20 protein-coding genes are annotated in these 16908 nt (G+C 64.1%); 7 read left to right on the top strand and 13 right to left on the bottom strand.

What is annotated here, in order from left to right:
• Nucleotides 1–20: 20 nt before the first annotated feature.
• The gene (locus tag AC1DYC_RS05665) at nucleotides 21–458 is read right to left on the bottom strand and encodes a DUF1489 family protein (protein ID WP_477404637.1); all 438 of its coding nucleotides are present in this window, start codon (nucleotides 456–458) and stop codon (nucleotides 21–23) included.
• A 78-nt stretch (nucleotides 459–536) separates the two neighbouring features.
• Nucleotides 537–1940, bottom strand: a complete 1404-nt coding sequence (locus tag AC1DYC_RS05660; protein ID WP_477404636.1) for an L-serine ammonia-lyase — start codon at nucleotides 1938–1940, stop codon at nucleotides 537–539.
• Between the two features lie 206 nt (nucleotides 1941–2146).
• Between AC1DYC_RS05660 and AC1DYC_RS05655 the strand changes: the two genes are divergently transcribed.
• Together AC1DYC_RS05655 and AC1DYC_RS05650 are read left to right on the top strand one after the other, a co-directional pair.
• Nucleotides 2147–2842: a cysteine hydrolase family protein gene (locus tag AC1DYC_RS05655; RefSeq protein ID WP_477404634.1), complete on the top strand. Its 696-nt coding sequence runs from the start codon at nucleotides 2147–2149 to the stop codon at nucleotides 2840–2842.
• A gap of 44 nt (nucleotides 2843–2886) precedes the next feature.
• Complete coding sequence (locus tag AC1DYC_RS05650; protein ID WP_477404632.1) at nucleotides 2887–3630, top strand: DUF599 domain-containing protein; 744 nt, start codon at nucleotides 2887–2889, stop codon at nucleotides 3628–3630.
• Here the strand turns inward: AC1DYC_RS05650 and AC1DYC_RS05645 are convergent.
• The 8 genes from AC1DYC_RS05645 to AC1DYC_RS05610 all read right to left on the bottom strand — a co-directional run bounded on the left by AC1DYC_RS05645 (nucleotide 3579) and on the right by AC1DYC_RS05610 (nucleotide 9473).
• Nucleotides 3579–4376, bottom strand: a complete 798-nt coding sequence (locus AC1DYC_RS05645; RefSeq protein WP_477404630.1) for a YdcF family protein — start codon at nucleotides 4374–4376, stop codon at nucleotides 3579–3581. The genes AC1DYC_RS05650 and AC1DYC_RS05645 overlap by 52 nt on opposite strands.
• Entirely contained in the window at nucleotides 4376–4915 is a 540-nt protein-coding gene (locus tag AC1DYC_RS05640; protein ID WP_477404628.1) for a hypothetical protein, read from the bottom strand. Before AC1DYC_RS05640 ends, AC1DYC_RS05645 begins: the two co-directional genes overlap by 1 nt.
• Before the next feature lies 1 nt (nucleotide 4916).
• A complete protein-coding gene (locus AC1DYC_RS05635; protein WP_477404626.1) occupies nucleotides 4917–6482 on the bottom strand; it encodes an amidase in 1566 nt (521 codons plus the stop codon).
• On the bottom strand, nucleotides 6482–6937 hold the full coding sequence (locus AC1DYC_RS05630; protein ID WP_477404624.1) for a GNAT family N-acetyltransferase: 456 nt from the start codon (nucleotides 6935–6937) through the stop codon (nucleotides 6482–6484). The genes AC1DYC_RS05635 and AC1DYC_RS05630 overlap by 1 nt, the downstream gene beginning before the upstream one ends.
• Nucleotides 6938–6944: 7 nt before the next feature.
• A complete protein-coding gene (gatC, locus tag AC1DYC_RS05625) occupies nucleotides 6945–7232 on the bottom strand; it encodes an Asp-tRNA(Asn)/Glu-tRNA(Gln) amidotransferase subunit GatC (RefSeq protein WP_477315061.1) in 288 nt (95 codons plus the stop codon).
• A gap of 70 nt (nucleotides 7233–7302) precedes the next feature.
• Complete coding sequence (locus AC1DYC_RS05620; RefSeq protein WP_477404623.1) at nucleotides 7303–8118, bottom strand: radical SAM protein; 816 nt, start codon at nucleotides 8116–8118, stop codon at nucleotides 7303–7305.
• Nucleotides 8119–8305: 187 nt separating this feature from the next.
• A complete protein-coding gene (locus AC1DYC_RS05615) occupies nucleotides 8306–8722 on the bottom strand; it encodes a hypothetical protein (RefSeq protein WP_477404621.1) in 417 nt (138 codons plus the stop codon).
• 43 nt (nucleotides 8723–8765) lie between these two features.
• Nucleotides 8766–9473: a metal-dependent hydrolase gene (locus tag AC1DYC_RS05610; RefSeq protein ID WP_477404619.1), complete on the bottom strand. Its 708-nt coding sequence runs from the start codon at nucleotides 9471–9473 to the stop codon at nucleotides 8766–8768.
• Between the two features lie 133 nt (nucleotides 9474–9606).
• Here AC1DYC_RS05610 and ruvX point away from each other — a divergent pair, with 133 nt between their 5' ends.
• Complete coding sequence (ruvX, locus tag AC1DYC_RS05605; RefSeq protein ID WP_477404617.1) at nucleotides 9607–10113, top strand: Holliday junction resolvase RuvX; 507 nt, start codon at nucleotides 9607–9609, stop codon at nucleotides 10111–10113.
• Here the strand turns inward: ruvX and AC1DYC_RS05600 are convergent.
• The 3 genes from AC1DYC_RS05600 to AC1DYC_RS05590 form a co-directional block, all read right to left on the bottom strand.
• Nucleotides 10031–10372: a DUF6105 family protein gene (locus AC1DYC_RS05600; protein WP_477304217.1), complete on the bottom strand. Its 342-nt coding sequence runs from the start codon at nucleotides 10370–10372 to the stop codon at nucleotides 10031–10033. The genes ruvX and AC1DYC_RS05600 overlap by 83 nt on opposite strands.
• On the bottom strand, nucleotides 10372–10959 hold the full coding sequence (locus AC1DYC_RS05595; protein WP_477404615.1) for a hypothetical protein: 588 nt from the start codon (nucleotides 10957–10959) through the stop codon (nucleotides 10372–10374). Before AC1DYC_RS05595 ends, AC1DYC_RS05600 begins: the two co-directional genes overlap by 1 nt.
• 129 nt (nucleotides 10960–11088) lie before the next feature.
• Nucleotides 11089–12717 carry a DNA alkylation response protein gene (locus AC1DYC_RS05590; RefSeq protein ID WP_477404613.1) on the bottom strand — a complete coding sequence of 543 codons (1629 nt, stop codon included), beginning with the start codon at nucleotides 12715–12717 and terminating at the stop codon, nucleotides 11089–11091.
• A 158-nt stretch (nucleotides 12718–12875) separates the two neighbouring features.
• Between AC1DYC_RS05590 and AC1DYC_RS05585 the strand changes: the two genes are divergently transcribed.
• The 4 genes from AC1DYC_RS05585 to dprA are packed head-to-tail and all read left to right on the top strand — an operon-like array spanning nucleotide 12876 to nucleotide 16907.
• Entirely contained in the window at nucleotides 12876–13838 is a 963-nt protein-coding gene (locus tag AC1DYC_RS05585; protein ID WP_477304211.1) for an aspartate carbamoyltransferase catalytic subunit, read from the top strand.
• Nucleotides 13835–15121 (top strand): dihydroorotase, encoded by a 1287-nt coding sequence (locus AC1DYC_RS05580; protein WP_477404611.1) that lies wholly within the window; start codon nucleotides 13835–13837, stop codon nucleotides 15119–15121. The genes AC1DYC_RS05585 and AC1DYC_RS05580 overlap by 4 nt, the downstream gene beginning before the upstream one ends.
• A gap of 56 nt (nucleotides 15122–15177) precedes the next feature.
• Nucleotides 15178–15783, top strand: coding sequence for a glycerol-3-phosphate 1-O-acyltransferase PlsY (gene plsY / locus AC1DYC_RS05575; protein WP_477404609.1), 606 nt, complete (start codon nucleotides 15178–15180; stop codon nucleotides 15781–15783).
• Nucleotides 15780–16907 (top strand): DNA-processing protein DprA, encoded by a 1128-nt coding sequence (dprA, locus tag AC1DYC_RS05570; protein WP_477404607.1) that lies wholly within the window; start codon nucleotides 15780–15782, stop codon nucleotides 16905–16907. The genes plsY and dprA overlap by 4 nt, the downstream gene beginning before the upstream one ends.
• Nucleotide 16908 lies beyond the last annotated feature (1 nt).

Genomic DNA, 16908 nt, shown 5'->3' with positions numbered 1-16908 from the left:
AAGCGGCCGTGCCCCTGGCCTTACAACAAGCCCAGATCGGCGAGCTCACGCTTCAGCTTTGGCGGCATCTCGACCAGTCCGGCCTTGCCCTTGCCGATATCGGCCGGCGCATCCGACGGTTTCAGGTAGCGCCAGCCCTGGAAGGCGCGGCGCGGCTGCCAGTCGGTACGAACGACTTCGAGATCGAGCATCAGGCGGCAACGGCCGATGCCTTCGTCATCGGTGAAGGGACGGATATCGGTGATCAGCTGGCGGCACTGGACGCTGCCCTTGATCACCCAATAGAGCGAACCGCCATCGGTGACCTCGCCGCCGCGCGTCGGCACCATGCGGGTGGTGTGCCAGTGCTCGGCCGGCTCGCCGGCACGGCGTCGCTCGTCGACCCGAAAGGCGATCCACTCTTCGAGATCCTCGACGCTGTCGCAACCGACGCACAGTTTTAGGAGATTGAGTGCCATCGCTTAAGGTTTAGTCCGGCATGCGGTTGCGTCAACGGCCCTGCCCGACTTCTCCACAGTGCCAGCGGCGTTGAGCGTTCAACATTCCACGACATTGACAGCCAACCCGCCAAGGCTGGTTTCCTTGTACTTCTCGTTCATATCGAGGCCGGTCTGGCGCATGGTTTCGATCGCCGCGTCGAGCGGCACGAAGTGGACGCCGTCGCCCTTGATGGCGAGCGAGGCGGCTGTCACCGCCTTGACGGCGCCGAGTGCGTTGCGCTCGATGCAGGGCACCTGGACCAGGCCGCCGACCGGATCGCAGGTCATGCCGAGATGATGCTCGAGCGCGATCTCGGCGGCGTTCTCGACCTGCTCGGGCGTGCCGCCCATGACGGCGCAGAGGCCAGCCGCGGCCATCGCCGAGGCCGAACCGACCTCGCCCTGGCAGCCGACCTCGGCGCCGGAGATCGAGGCGTTGGTCTTGATGATTCCGCCGACGGCGGCGGCCGTCAGCAGGAAGTCGCGGATGCTCGGCTGGTCGGCCTCGGGATGGAAATGCAGCCAGTAGCGCAGCACCGCCGGCAACGTGCCGGCCGCGCCATTGGTCGGTGCGGTGACAACGCGGCCGCCGGCGGCGTTTTCCTCGTTCACCGCCATGGCGTAGATCGACAGCCAGTCATTGGCGAGCAAGGGGTTCGGCTTGTTCTGCTGCCACTGTTCCTGCAGCTTATCGTGCAGCATGCGGGCGCGGCGGCGCACTTTCAAGCCGCCGGGCATGATGCCGTCCTGCGACAGGCCGCGGTCGATGCAGCCCTTCATGGCGCCCCAGATGGCGTCGAGGCCGCTGTCGAGCTCCTCGCGCGACATATGCGCCTCTTCGTTGACGCGCTTCATATCGGCAATCGACAGCCCGCTTTTGCCGGCCATCTTCAGCATCTCGACGGCGTTCTTGAAGGGGTAAGGCACTTTCTTGCCTTCGGTGGTCACCGAACCCTTCACCTTCATGCGCTGCAGCTCTTCCTCGGAGACGACGAAGCCGCCGCCGATCGAATAATAGATGCGCTTGAGCAGCAGCCGGTCGCCGGCATCGTAGGCGTAGAACGCCATGCCGTTGGCGTGGCCGGTGAGCGGCGTTTTCCTGTCGAGCACCAGATCCGTCGCCGGATCGAAGCGATACGAGGGATGACCGGGAGGCGAAATCCGCTTCTCGGCGGCGATGCGTGTGGCAATGCCCTCGGCCTGATCGGGATCGACCGTCTGCGGCGTCAGGCCGGCGAGGCCGAGAACAACGGCGCGGTCCGAGCCATGGCCGATGCCGGTATAGGCGAGCGAACCGTGAAGGCTGGCGCCAATCCGATCGACCTTGACGCCGGCCGGGCGAGGCCAGTCATCGCCGGCGATCTCGTCGAGAAACCGCCGCGCCGCCGTCATCGGCCCCATCGTGTGCGAGCTCGACGGCCCGATGCCGATCTTGAACAGGTCGAAAACCGAAAGGAACACGCTGCGCCGTCTCCGGGAATGGGATCAAGACCTACATATAGGACTTTCCATGATGTTTGTGCTGTTTTGAGAAATACGGCGCCGCACCCGCCGACTTTGTTTGCTCAGGCAGCGACATTGATTGCTCGACCATGACGGCGCGACTATTCTGCCTATCGCAGGCCTGCCGCGTTTGGCCTCGCTTCTCATTTGCAAGGGAGGACGCCGTGCTTACCTTGAATGCCAGGCCGCAGCCGGTGCGCATCGCGCCTGCCGAGACCGCCGTCGTCGTGGTGGACATGCAGAACGCCTTTGCCTCGAAAGGCGGCATGTTCGACCTCGCCGGCTTCGACATATCCGGCGCCGCACCGGCAATCGACGCCAACCAGCGCCTGCTCAAGGCGGCACGCGAGGCCGGCGTCAGCGTCATTTACCTGCAGATGTCGTACAAGCCCGATCTCAGCGATGCGGGAGATCCCTCGTCCCCGAACCATCACAAGGAACTGGGGATGGTCATGATGCGCGAGCGTCCGGAGCTCGCCGGCAGACTGTTGATCGACAACAGCTGGGACTGGCAGATCGTCGACGCGCTGAAACCCGAGCCAGGCGACCAGATCATTCGCAAATCGCGCTACAGCGGTTTTGGCAACACTAGCCTGGAACCGTATCTGCGCGCCCGCAAGATCCGGAATCTGCTGTTCACCGGCGTCGCCACCAACATCTGCGTCGATGCCACCGCGCGCGACGCCTACATGCTGGAATTCTGGCCGATCCTGGTCGAGGACGCGATGAACCATTCGGGCCCCGATTTCAATCGCCAGTCGACGCTGTGGAATTTCGAACACGCCTTCGGATGGATCACCAGGACTGACAGCGTCGTCGAGGCGTTGCGCATGGAAGCTGCCGCGCCTTTGCCGGCCTGAGCCAGCCGTCGAAACAGTCGCCCGGCCTGTGGTAAAAGGGCTGCATGGGCGATTCCTTTCATCTGTCGACGGCTGATCTGGCTGCGCTGGCCTTCTTCCTCCTTGCATGGGTGCTGCACACGCTGGCGTCCGACGGCAAGCTGGTCAGCCGGGTGTCGCTGACGATGGCGATGAATGTGCAGCGCGAGGCCTGGATGCGCACCATGGCCGAGCGCGAGATCCGGATTGTCGATACCGCCATCATGAGCGGCCTGCAGCAAGGCACCGCCTTTTTCGCTTCCTCGTCGCTGATTGCGCTCGGTGGCTGCTTCGCGCTGCTCGGCGCCTCCGACCGGGTGCTTGACGTGCTGAACGATCTGCCGTTGAACGCGACCTCGTCGCGCTCGGCCTTCCAGATGAAGGTCTTCGGCCTGGTGCTGATCCTGGCCTTCGCCTTCTTCAAGTTCGGCTGGGCCTACCGTCTCTTCAATTATTGCACGATCCTGATCGGCGCGGTGCCGATCCCGCATGGCGAGGCCTCGCGCAATCCGGTCAGCGAGACGGCGGTGTGGCGCGCGGCGCGGATGAACATGCTGGCGGGCAAGCATTTCAACTCGGGCCTGCGCGCCGTGTTCTTCTCGATCGGCTATCTCGGCTGGTTCGTCGATCCGATTGTGTTCGTTATGTCGACGCTGCTGCTTCTGGCGGTGCTGGTGCGGCGCCAGTTCTTCTCGGCGGCGCGCCAAGCGGTGATCGGTCAGCCGCCGGGGCCTGGGAAAAGCTGGTCGATCCGGCCCGACAGCCAATAGGCGGCAAGCCCGATCCATTCGCGGATCGCCGTGGTCGTGGTCTGTAGCGAATCGGGTGCATTGTCGCGGAACAGGCCAAAGCCTTCCTTTCCCGAGGTGCGATAGTCGACAGGCCACGGGATCGTCGGAAAGCCGGCCTTGTCGAACAGCGCCTTGGAGCGCGGCATGTGGAAGGCGGAGGTCACCAGCAGCCAGGTTTCGCCCGGCTTCGGCGTCACCAGTGCCTTGCTGAAGACGGCATTCTCATAGGTGTTGCGGGATTTGTTCTCGAGCACCAGCCGATCCGCACTCACGCCAAGCGCGCCAAGCAGGCGCGGTGCGGTGGTCGCATCGCCCTCGCCCTCCAGCAACAATTCGCCGGTGCCGCCTGACACAACCACCTTCGCCTCGGGAAAGCGCCGGGCCAGGATCGCCGTCTCAACCATGCGGTCGCCGCTGGAATTCAACTCGTAGCCGCCACGCACCAGATTGATGGCGCCCTCAAAACCGCCACCGAGCACGACGATGCCATCCACCTTCTGCGGCAGCGGTGGCTTGGGAAAGCGCTCTTCGAGCGGATTGAGCATCATGGCGCCGAGCGACGTCCAGGCCGACAGTGCGAGAATCAGGAAGGCGAGCACACTGCCTGTCGCCGCCAGCCGCCGCCGGCCGATCAGCGCCGCAAGCAAACCAGCCAGCAGCAGGAAGATCGCTAGGTTGAGCGGCTGGACGAAAAACCAGAAGATCTTGGAAAGATAGAAGAACATTATCTGCCTATCGCCAGCATGAATTTTTGACGGCCGATGAAATCCTGGATCGCATTCGCCACAACCTCCGCCTCCTCACGGCTCAACTCCCTGCCGAAAACAAGGGTGCCGTTCGCGTTGGTCAAACGGATGACTTCCAACAGCCCGACTTCGTCCGTCGGATAGCTATGATCGAGGATTTCGACGTTAAGGTGCCCTTTCAAAGGCAATAAAGAACGACTTCCTAGAGACCCCCTGATGTCGCGTGCTGCGGCGGCTGCGGTCAGCCGCAGGGTTTCCTTGCCGAACACCAGCCAGATGAAATCCTTGCCGAGGAAATAGGTGAACAGGGCGATGATCGCCACGAACGACAGCAGGCCGAGAGTGCCGCTGCTGACCGTCGCGGGCGACGTGTCTCTCAGTCCCATGTAGCCGGTATAGGCAACGATCGCGGCCCCAATCAGGACAAAGCCTGTCCTGAAATCCGAGGTGCGTGGCGGGTTTGTGATCAGCAGTTCGTTTCCCGTCTCGACGATGGAAATGCGAGACGGGGGCGGCATGCTACCACCACTTCTCCGGCTGGAAGGTTCCTGCCGCCTGCTCGATAACGGCAGCGGTCTGGAACAGGGTTTCCTCGTCGAAGGGACGGCCGATCAGCTGCAGGCCGAGCGGCAGGCCCTTGGCGTCGATGCCGGCTGGAACCGCGATGCCCGGCAGGCCGGCCATGTTCACGGTCACCGTGAAAATGTCGTTGAGGTACATTTTTACCGGGTCGGCGGCCATGTCTTCGTCGGCGATGCCGAAGGCGGCGGACGGCGTCGCCGGCGTCAGGATGACGTCGACGCCCGCGGCAAAGACGGTCTCGAAGTCGCGCTTGATCAGATTGCGCACCTTCTGCGCCTGCAGATAGTAGGCATCATAGTAACCGGCCGACAGCACATAGGTGCCGATCATGATGCGGCGCTTGACCTCGCGGCCGAAACCGGCGGCGCGGGTCTTTTCGTACATGTCGACAATGTCCTTGCCCGGCACGCGCAGGCCGTAGCGGACGCCGTCATAGCGGGCGAGATTCGACGACGCTTCGGCGGGCGCGACGATATAGTAAGCCGGCAAAGCATATTTGGTGTGCGGCAGCGAAATGTCGACGATCTCGGCGCCGGCATCCTTCAGCCAGGCAATGCCCTTCTGCCACAGCGCCTCGATTTCTTCCGGCATGCCGTCGACGCGGTATTCCCTGGGAATGCCGACCTTCATGCCTTTGATCGGCTTGCCGATCGCCGCCTCGTAGTCCGGCACGGGGCGGTCGACCGAGGTGGTGTCCTTGGCATCGACCGAGGCCATCGACTTCAGCATGATGGCGGCGTCGCGCACGTCGCGGGCGATCGGACCGGCCTGGTCGAGCGAGGAAGCAAAGGCGACGATGCCCCAGCGCGAGCAGCGGCCATAGGTCGGCTTGATGCCGACCGTACCGGTGAAGGCTGCAGGCTGGCGGATCGAGCCGCCGGTGTCGGTGGCGGTGGCGCCGGCGCACAGGAAAGCCGAGACGGCGGAGGCCGAGCCGCCCGACGAACCACCGGGCACCAGCTGCGCATTGTCCAGCGTACGCGCGGTCTTGGTGCCGCCAGCCGAGACAAAACCGCCATCGCCCTGATGCGTGGTCGGCATCACCACCGTGTCGAGGCGCGAACGCCGCCACGGATTGACGACCGGGCCGTAATGGGAGGTCTCGTTGGACGAGCCCATGGCGAACTCGTCCATGTTGAGCTTGCCCAGCATGACGGCGCCGTCGGCCCACAGATTGGCGGTGACGGTCGATTCGTAGCGCGGCTTGAAGCCGTCGAGCACATGGCTGCAGGCCTGGGTGTGGACACCTTCGGTGCCGAACAGATCCTTGATGCCGAGCGGGATGCCTTCCAGCGCACCGCCCTCGCCCTTGGCGAGCTTCGCGTCGGAGGCCTTGGCCATGTCGCGCGCCTTGTCGCCGGTGACGACGATATAGGCGTTGAGCACCGGATTGGCGCGCTCTATGGCCGAGAGATAGGCCTCGGTGATCTCGGCGGCGGAAATCTCTTTGCCGCGCAGCTTGGCGCGGGCCTGCGAAATCGTCAGATGGGTCAGTTCGCTCATCAAAGGCTCTTTTCGTAAAACACCGACCACTCGGAATCGGGATAATCCAGCACCGGGCCGCAGCGCGAGAAGCCGGCGCGTTCGTAGACGGTCCAGGCGGCGGGATGACGATCGCCGGTTTCCAGCACCAACCGCTTCAGCCCTTCGCTGCGCGCCAGCGTTTCGACCCGCTCGACGATTTTCGCGCCGATCTTTTTTCCGCGATGCGAGGGCCGCGTATACATGCGCTTGACCTCGCCGACGGTCGCATCATGGCGCTTCAGCGCGCCGCAGCCGATGGCCTGCCCGTCGTCGCGGGCGATGAAGACCGTGGTGTCGTCCCCTGCCATCTGCTCGACCGTCAGGTGATAACAGTGCTCCGGCGGCGTCAGTTCGAGCAGCGTCGCGTTGAGCTCCTCGACCAAGGCGCGGACATCGTCCTGCAGCGGTGTCTCGATGGCGATCTCGATTGCCATCGGCCGCCTACTCCACGACCTTCGGCACGAGGAAGAAATTCTCTTCAGTGGCCGGCGCGTTGGCGACGATGTCGGCGGCCTTGCTGCCATCAGTGACGATGTCCTGGCGCTTCTTCATCTCCATCGGCGTCACCGAGGTCATCGGCTCGACGCCGGAGACATCGACCTCGTTCAATTGCTCGACAAAGCCCAGAATGGCGTTCAGCTCGCCGGTCATGCGCTCGGCGTCCTCCTCACTCACCGCAATGCGGGCGAGACGCGCAACGCGCTTCACTGTCTGCAGATCAACCGACATGTCTTTAGCCTTTGGGAAAACCAGATGGCGCTATAGCGGCGCGGCGCGTGCCGCGCAACATCGATCGTGCTCAAGGCTGCGCGGCGGTGCCGACCCGGGCCTTCGGCAGGCGCAGCGGAAGCGGCAATTCGAACAGGCGCTCCTTGGCCGGGCACATGCCGCAGGCTGCTTCGTCCTCGAGGGCGGCGAAAGCGTCGAGTTCGGCGCGCGAGCAATCCGGGTCGAGCGGTTGGTAGGCGAGATAGCGATCCCATTTGTCGGCAAGGCGGTATTTTGCCTTCTGCATCGGCAGATAGGCCAAGGGTGCGCATTTCCAGACGCGCCCATCGAGCAGCTGCTTGCAGTGGCGGGCCGGACAGGCCTCCCAGCTGGCCCGCGGATCGCCGTCCTCGTAGGGCAGCATCGCGTCGCCAAAGCCCTCATAACGCCGCGTCCAGTTCTTGTGCGCCGGGCGTACCTTGGCGACGAAGCCGTGTTCCTGCCGCCATTGTTCCAGCAAGTCGAAGACCGGTTTCAACCGGTCGCGGTACTCTTCGGAATCATGATGCACGGAGATGACAAGGCGGGCATCCGGGTCCGCCGCAAGGATGGTGGGCAAGGACGGGTGGCGGTGCAGGAAGAAGCCGTTTGAGACGATCTCGATCTGGGTATGCGGCCAATGCCGCCGCACCAGATCGACAAATTGCGGCAATTGCGGATGGATGGTGGGTTCGCCGCCAAGCAGGGAGAACCGGGTGACCGAGACACGCTGGCTCCACAGACCCATCCAGCGGTCGGCATCCTCGAGCGATACAGCGCCGGAATGGGCATGGTTGGAATAGTGCGAGCAGCTTTCGCAGGCCAGGTTGCAGCCATGCGCGACATGCAGTTCGAGCTTCCGGAACACCGGCCGCTCTCCGCGCAATAGCGATCCCACCCTTTTCAGCATCCCCATGGGGTCACGCTAGCATGTGGATGTGTGCGGTGCATCATCTCGCCGGGCAATTTTCAGTCCTTTGTTCTACGCAATTCCCAAGGGAAAGCGCTACGCGCTTTTCCCGGGAAAACCGCTTCCCACTTTTCCTGGAATTGCTCTAAGGCAGGGACACGCCGTCACAGAGGTAATAGCTGCCGCCGTTGCCGGCCTGCTCGCCTTCGTCCGCGGTCGGGCGCACCGAGACGATGTCGATTTGCGTCGCGTTCATCTGCGTGATCGAAAGCACGTCGGGAAAGAGAAAGCCCGGCTCCTGGCAGATGGCGGTGACTGCCCAGCTCGGCGAGCGCGTCGCCTTGGTGATCTGCACGAACTCGCAATTGTACTCGACGCTTTGCAGGCCGTCCGCCGACAAGATGACATTGCCGGCGTCGACCAGCGTCTGCAGCGTGTCCTTTTTGGCTTGCGCACAAAGCTCCTGGGTTTGGAGATAAACGCCCTTGATGAAGTCCTCGGCGGCCGATGCGGGTGACGCCGCAACCAGCATCGAAACGCAAAGAGTCCTTCTCAAGCCCATGGTTTCATTCCCTTTTGCGCAAGGGATCGTCCCAGCGATCGCTCTATAGTGTGATCGTTTGGCCGATTGCTGGCAAGGCCACCTTGACATCGGACCCTTCCAGCCCGGCGACGAACTTTTCCGCTGTCGGGTCGATGATCGGGAAGGTGCCGAAGTGGCAGGGCACGACCGTGTCGAAGTGGAAGAAGCGCCGGCAGGCAAGGGCCGCCACCGCGCCGCCCATTGTGAAGCGGTCGCCGACCGGCACGATGCCGATCTTCGGCTCATGCAATTCGTTGATCAGCGCCATGTCGGAGAAGATGTCGGTGTCGCCCATGTGATAGAGCGTCTTGTCATCCGAAAAATGCAGGACCAGCCCGCCGGGATTGCCGAGATAGACGTTCTGGCCGCCATCGAGGCCAAAGGACGAGGAATGCAGCGCCTGGACGAAGGTGGTGGTGAAGGCGCCGCAATCGACGGTGCCACCGAGATTGCCGGGGTTGATCTTGTTGCCGTTGACGCCCTGGCCGACCAGATACATGCAGATCTCGTAGTTGGCGACCAGCTGGGCGCCGCTCTTCTTCAGCACCTCCACCGCGCCGCTGACATGGTCATTGTGGCCATGGGTCAAAAGCACATGGGTGACGCCTTCCGCCGGCCCTTCCCAGCCGCCCGTCCAGGACGGATTGCCGATGAGATAGGGGTCGATCAGGATGGTCGCTCCCGATGTCTCGATGCGAAAGGCGGAGTGTCCGTACCAAGTCAATTTCATCGATCATGTTCCTCGATTTTGGTTGCGGCGGAAGATAGAACGCCGGCTGCAAAATTAAAGTGACATAGTGTGCACTTGGGTCAAAAGAACGTGTCACGCCCGTTGCGGGTCAGAATTGGTCTGGAGAAAGCCGTTGGGCATCATAGCGATCGAGGATCTGCCGGCACGCCTGGAGGGCGGCAGGACGCTGGCCGGGCTCGACCTCGGCGACAAGACGATCGGCGTCGCCGTTTCCGACCGCGGCCTGTCCTTCGCCCATCCGCGCCCGGTGATCTTGCGCAAGAAATTTTCGCTGGATGCGGCAGCGCTGCTTGCCCAGTTGCAGAAGGACAATATCGGCGCATTCGTGCTCGGCCTGCCCATCAACATGGACGGGTCGGAAGGTCCCCGCGCCCAGAAATCGCGCGCCTTCGTGCGCAACATGGCAGGCATAACGGACCTGCCCTTCGTGCTGTGGGACGAGCGGCTGTCGACGGTCGCGGCCGAGCGGACGTTGATCGAAATGGATTTTTCGCGCGCCAAGCGTGCCGGCAAGATCGATTCGGCGGCGGCGGCCTTTATTCTGCAGGGAGCTTTAGATCGACTCCAGTCGCTTGGCTCATCCGATCGGAGGGGACCGGATTCCCCACCTTCCGCCTGATCCAGGCGGCGATGATGCGTCGGCGACGGAACGCCCACAGCGCCATCAGCAGGAAGCCGTCAAAGACGCAGGCTCTTGCCACCATGCCCGGAATGATCGCCGGATCGATGCCAAGCATCTGGCCGTAGAGCTGGAACACGACGTCATGCAGCTGCCGGCTGAGCATGACGTAGCCGAAATTGATGTCGTTGAGCGACAGGAAGAACCAGCCCCAGAAGAGAGCGAGTGGGGCGGCCCACAATGCGAACAGCGTACGCATCAGTGACCGTCCCTGCGGCTGGAGCCGTCTCTGTGACCGCTGTGACCAATGTCGGGCCGGCCGGAAATGCGTGACAGCAAGGACCCATGCGCGGCGCCCTTGGCCATGGCATGCGCGGTGGCGCGGCTCTCGGCCTCCCGCGAAGCCGCGACGGCGAAAACCGACCTCTGCTCGGCATGCATGGCGACGTAGGAGGCCAGAAGTGCCGCCAACTGCACGGCGACAACCAAAAACAGGCCGTTGATGCCTTGCGCCGCTCCGCCGATCAGGATCAGCGACATCACTGCGGATGCGGAAATAAAGGCGGTCCGCGCCACGCTGTCGGCTCCCTCCGGGTTCGCTGCGGCATTAACCAAACTCTCGACGAAGACCCAGCAAAACAGCACCGCGACGACCAGCAAGGCGACGGCGAGCGGCGCCACGACGGCAGCGTTGTCAAGATCGGCCAGACGGGTGTTTTCCACGGCCACTCCAAGCGCGCCGAGAGCGCCCGCAACGCCGCGGTTTCCATCGACGCAGATGAACGCCAGCAGGGCGAAAACCGCTGCCCAGTGCAAGGCCAGAAAAGAGGTCAAAATGGGCCGCATGGCATTCCTGCTTTGGTGACAAAGACAGTGGGCTTTGCGGCCCGCCGCTGCAACGGAAACCATTTGTTAAGGTTAACGTCCATCCACAGGCGGCAGTAAACTCTTGGGCGAAAAGCTGTCCAGTTGGCCTTAGTTCACCGGCGGATAAAGCGTGTCGACGATCATGCGCGCATCGTGGCGCGAATCGAGCATGCCATAGGTGTTGCGCCACTGGCCGGCGAGCCGCGTCTCGACGAAGGCATCGGCAATCCGCCCTGCCCCCAGCCGGCGCAATTCGGCGGCTGCCGCCGACAGTGCCAGTTGCTCGGTGAGTAGGCGCGCCGACCCCTCATCGGTACCGGCGACCTGCATGGCAGCCTTGAGCACCCCGATGGTGCCGCGTCCGCCGGCGCCGAGATCGCGATCGATGCCGGCCAGCACCTCCTCGAACAGGCCCGGCGCGCGGCCAAGCACGCGCAGCACGTCGAGCGCCATGACGTTGCCCGAGCCTTCCCAGATCGCATTCACCGGGGCTTCGCGATAGTAGCGGGCGAGCGGCGCTTCCTCGACATAGCCATTGCCGCCAAGGCACTCCATCGCCTCATAGAGCAGCGGCGGCGCGATCTTGCAGACCCAGTATTTGACCACCGGGGTCATGGCGCGGGCGAAGGCCGCCTCGCCGCGGTCGCTGGCGGCTTCGTCGAAGGAGCGTGCAAGCCGGAACGAGAGTGCTGTGGCGGCGGCGACGTCAAGCGCCATGTCGGCCAGCACACGCTGCATCAGCGGCTGTTCGATCAGCGTCGAGCCGAACACCTGGCGGTGACGGGTGTGATGGACGGCCTCGGCAAGGCCGGCGCGCATGATCGCCGACGAGGCGACGGCACAGTCGAGCCGGGTCAGGGTGACCATATCCATGATCGTCTTCACGCCGGCGCCGGGCTCGCCGACCATCTCGCCGATGGCATTGACGAACTCGACTTCCGAGGACGCGTTGGAGCGGTTGCCGAGCTTGTCCTTCAGCCGCTGGAAGCGGAAACCGTTGCCGGATCCATCACCAAGGATGCGCGGCACGAGAAAGCAGGAAAGCCCTTCCGGCGCCTGTCCGAGCACGAGGAATGCGTCCGACATCGGCGCCGACATGAACCATTTGTGGCCGGTCAGGCGGTAAAAACCGCTGCCGGCGCGCTCGGCCCTTGTGGTGTTGGCGCGCACATCGGTGCCGCCCTGCTTCTCGGTCATGCCCATGCCGAGCGTCAGCCCGGTCTTCTCGACCGGCGGCTTCTGGCTCTGGTCGTATTTGCGCGTCGTAACCCGCGGCGCCCATTCACGAAACAGCTTTGGGCTGGCCATCAGGGCGGCGAGCGAAGCGCTGGTCATGGTGATGGGGCACAGGTGCCCGGTTTCGAGCTCGGCTGTCAGATAGAAACGCGCGGCGCGGACCTGATGGCGGCGGCCGATCTCGCTGTCGCCGTTTTCCCAGATCGAGGAATGCAGGCCGCCGGCGACCGAGCGGCGCATCAGCGCATGATAGGCCGGATGGAATTCAACCTGATCAATGCGCCGGCCTTGGCGGTCGTGCGTCCTGAGCTTCGGCGTCTCGACATTGGCCAGACGCGCCAGCTCCTGCGCTTCCTGCGTCAGGACGAATCGACCAAGCCCGTCGAGATCCTTGCGCACCGGATCGGAAAAGCGCTCGGCGAGCTGGATCAGCAACGGATCGCCCCGCCAGGCGTTGCCGCCCGTCAGCGGCGGCGGCTGGTTGGTCACGTCGTCGGTCACGCACTGTCCCTATATTACGAAGGCTTCGAATCCGAGGCCATTGGCTAGATATAGCCCAAGGTTGCCGGCGCGCGCGACGAAAATACCGGGGAGAAAGGCCGCAATCCCAAGCTGGCGCTTGCGGCAAGGAATTCTCCCCCCTATAGCAGCGCCTTGAGATGACCGACGCTTCGTCCCTGCCGCTTTATCCTCATCGCCATCTTCTGGGCATCCGCGATCTTTCCCCCGCCGATATCGAGCTTTTGCTCGACCGGGCCGATCGCGCCGTCGCGATTTCGCGACAGTCCGAGAAAAAGACCTCGACGTTGCGCGGTCGCACCCAGATCAACCTCTTCTACGAGGCATCGACGCGCACGCAATCGTCGTTCGAGTTGGCCGGAAAGCGGCTCGGCGCCGACGTCATGAACATGTCGGTCGCAAGCTCTTCGGTGAAGAAGGGCGAAACGCTGATCGATACGGCCATGACGCTCAACGCCATGCGCCCCGATATCCTCATTATCCGCCACCAGTCGGCGGGTGCTGCCGCCCTTTTGGCGCAAAAGGTCGGCTGCTCGGTGGTCAATGCCGGCGACGGTGCGCATGAGCACCCGACGCAGGCGCTGCTCGACGCGCTGACCATCCGCCGCGCCAAAGGGCCGCTGTCGAAGCTGATCGTGGCGATCTGCGGCGACATCCTGCATTCGCGCGTCGCGCGCTCCAACATCATGCTGTTGAACGCGCTCGGCGCGCAGGTGCGGGTCGTGGCGCCGTCCACACTCTTGCCGTCCGGCATCGAGAAAATGGGCGTCATTGTCACACGTTCGATGGCTGAGGGCCTCAAGGGCGCCGACGTGGTGATGATGCTGCGCCTGCAGCGTGAGCGCATGGAAGGCGCCTTCGTGCCTTCTATCCGCGAATATTTCCGCTATTTCGGTCTCGACGCCGAGAAGCTGAAGGCAGCCAAGGATGGCGCGCTGGTCATGCATCCCGGACCGATGAACCGCGGCGTCGAGATTGCTTCCGAAATCGCCGATGGCCCGCAGAGCGTCATCCAGGAACAGGTCGAAATGGGTGTCGCCGTGCGCATGGCGGTGATGGAAGCGCTGCTCGACCCGCGCCGCAACGAGGGTCGCGGCGCATGAGCACGACGGTCTTTGAACGCGCCCGCATCGTCGACCCATCGCGAGGCATCGACGAGATCGGCACGGTTATCGTCGAGGGCAAGAAGATCGTTGCCGCCGGCAAGGCCGCCCTGAATCAGGGCGCGCCGGCGGGCGCCACCATTGTCGACTGCGCCGGCAAGGCGATCATTCCCGGCCTGATCGACGCGCGCGTCTTCATCGGCGAGCCCGGCGGCGAACACCGCGAGACCATTGCTTCGGCAAGTGTCGCGGCGGCGGCCGGCGGCGTCACTTCCGTCATCATGATGCCCGACACCGACCCGGTGATCGACAATGTCGCGCTGGTCGAATTCGTGCTGCGCACCGCGCGGGACACCGCAATCGTCAACATCTTTCCGGCCGCCGCGATCACCAAGGGCCTTGCCGGTCGCGAGATGACCGAGTTCGGCCTGCTGCGCGAAGCCGGCGCGGTTGCCTTTACCGATGGCCGCCACACAATATCCAGCGCGCTGGTGATGCGTCGGGCACTGACTTATGCCCGCGATTTCGGCGGCGTCATTGCGCATGAGACGCAGGATGGCGACCTCGCCTCGGCCGGCGTCATGAATGAAGGCCTTTATGCCAGCTGGCTCGGCCTAGCCGGCATTCCGCGCGAGGCCGAATCCATCCCGCTGGAGCGCGACCTGGCGCTGGCGCGCCTGACGCGCGGCGCCTATCACGCGGCCAAGATCTCGACAGAAATGGCGGCACAAGCGGTGACGCGAGCGAAAGCCGACCAGGCCAATGTCACGGCGGGTGTGGCGATCCACAACCTGTCGCTCAACGAGAACGATGTCGGGGAATACCGCACCTTCTTCCGGCTGACGCCGCCGCTGCGCGCCGAGGAGGACCGGCTGGCGATGATCGAGGCGGTCAAGGACGGCACGATCGACATCATCGTCTCCTCGCACGACCCGCAGGATGTCGACACCAAGCGCCTGCCCTTCGCTGACGCCGCCGCCGGAGCGATCGGGCTGGAGACGCTGCTCGGCGCAGCGCTGCGCCTTTACCACAATGGCGACGTGCCGCTGCCCAGGCTGATCGAGACGCTGTCCACCGCGCCGGCCAAACTGTTCGGGCTGCCCGGCGGCTCGTTGAAGCCGGGCGCGCCTGCCGATCTCGCGGTCGTAGACCTGGAAGAGCCCTGGATCGTCAGCGAAAGCGGCATCCGATCACGTTCGAAAAACACCTGTTTCGAAGGTGCACGCCTGCAAGGCATGGTCTTGCAAACGCTGGTGGCGGGCCGCACAGTGTTTTCGGCATAGGCTGATCGCGGCACACCGAACGCAGATCTGCGTCAGGGGAAATGCGGGGGGAAACAATGAGTTACAACGTCATCCTGGCATTGCTGTTCGGCTATCTCCTCGGCTCGATTCCCTTCGGCCTGCTGATCACCCGCGCCGCTGGCCTCGGCGATGTGCGCAAGATCGGCTCCGGCAATATCGGCGCCACCAATGTGCTGCGCACCGGCAACAAGGGCCTGGCCGCCGCGACGCTGCTGCTCGACGCGCTGAAGGGTACGGCGGCGGTGATGATCGCGCGCCATTTTGGACACGACTACGGACTGTGGGCCGGCCTCGGACTCTGGGCAGGCCTTGGCGCCTTCCTTGGCCATCTGTTTCCGGTCTGGCTTGGTTTCAAGGGCGGCAAGGGCGTGGCGACCTATCTCGGCGTGCTGATCGCACTTGGCTGGCATGTGGCGCTGATCTTCATCGTCGTGTGGCTGGCGATGGCCTTCCTGTTTCGCTACTCCTCGCTGGCAGCACTGACGGCGGCGGTCATCGTGCCGATAGCGCTTTATTTCTGGAGCACACCCGAGACTGCCGGACTGTTCCTGGTGATGAGCTTGATCGTCATCTTCAAACACCGCGCCAACATTTCGCGCCTTCTTGCCGGCACTGAAGGCAAGATCGGAGCCAAGGGTTGAGCAAGCCTGCCGCCGGGCCGCGCCTCAGCGACCGGCAGCGGCTGAGCTGGCTGCGGCTGATCCGCACGCAAAATGTCGGCCCGGCCTCGTTTCGTGAGTTGATCAACCGCTTCGGTTCGGCCGAGGCAGCGCTTGAGATGTTGCCCGAGCTGATGATTTCGGGGGGCGCCAAAAGGATCGTGCGCATTCCCTCTGTCGAGGAGGCCGAAGCGGAACTGCAAGCGGCCGGGCAGAACGGCGCCCGTTTTGTCGGCATCGGCGAGGCCGACTACCCGCCGATGCTGAAAAACATGGACAACCCGCCGCCGCTGATTGCCATGAGGGGCGAAGCGGCGGTGTTCCGCCTGCCGGCGGTCGCCATTGTCGGCGCCCGCAACGCATCGCTGGCCGGCATCAAGATGGCACGCATGCTGGCGGCGGATCTTGGCCGCGACGGCTACGCCATCGTCTCCGGCCTGGCGCGCGGGATCGACACGGCGGCACATCAGGGCAGTCTCTCGACAGGCACGGTTGGGGTGCTGGCCGGCGGGCTGGATGTCCCCTACCCGCCTGAGAATGCCGGCCTGTGCGACGACATCGCCGAGCGCGGCGGCGCCGTTATTACGGAAATGCCGTTCGGCTGGCAGCCGCGGGCACAGGATTTTCCGCGCCGCAACCGGCTTGTCGCGGGTGCGGCCCTCGGACTGGTGGTGATCGAAGCGGCGCAACGCTCCGGCTCGCTGATAAGCGCGCGCCTGGCCGGCGAAATGGGCCGGCTGGTCTTTGCCGTGCCGGGTTCACCGCTCGATCCGCGCTGCGCCGGCTCCAACGGCCTGCTCAAGGACGGCGCCACCCTGGTCACCGAGGCATCCGATGTTTCCGGCGCGATCGCGCCCTTGGCCGGGACGCGAACGCCAAGGGCCGCGACGGCGCAAAAGGCACCCGACTTTTCGGCAACGCCGCCGCCCGGCGAGGACGAACGCAGCGGCGTGCTCGAAGTGCTGGGGCCAACTCCGGTGGCGGTGGACGAGATCATCCGCCATACCGGCCTCAACGCCGCGCAAGTGTCCATGGTGCTGCTGGAACTCGACCTTGCCGGCCGTATCGAGCGCCATGCCGGCGGCAATGTCTCGCTGGTTTCGTGAA

The sequence above is a fragment of the Mesorhizobium sp. P2_E7 genome (genome assembly GCF_056403855.1).
This window is presented reverse-complemented; position numbering and strand designations above follow the sequence as displayed.